We start from the raw sequence: 255 nt of genomic DNA on the forward strand, positions 1-255 counted from the left end.
GGTTCCGGGTGTTGGCCATCGTCGATGACTTCAGCCGCGAATGCCTGGCGCTGGTCGCAGACACGTCTCTCTCCGGGCTACGTGTCATCCGCGAACTGACGGCGATCACGGCACGACGCGGACGGCCCAGGAGCATTGTCAGCGACAACGGCACGGAACTGACCAGTATGGCCGTGCTCAGATGGTGCCAGGAAACGCGGATCGACTGGCACTACATCGCGCCTGGAAAGCCGATGCAGAACGCCTTTGTCGAGT

The 255-nt window shown here is 62.4% G+C and carries 1 protein-coding gene; it reads left to right on the top strand.

Going from position 1 to position 255, the window contains the following annotated elements; all coding sequences use genetic code 11:
• On the top strand, positions 1–255 hold a 255-nt coding region (locus tag EU800_RS26480), incomplete at both ends, for a DDE-type integrase/transposase/recombinase (RefSeq protein WP_129636394.1).

The organism is Tropicimonas sp. IMCC6043 (assembly GCF_004146235.1).
In the GTDB taxonomy this organism is placed as follows: Bacteria; Pseudomonadota; Alphaproteobacteria; order Rhodobacterales; family Rhodobacteraceae; genus Tropicimonas.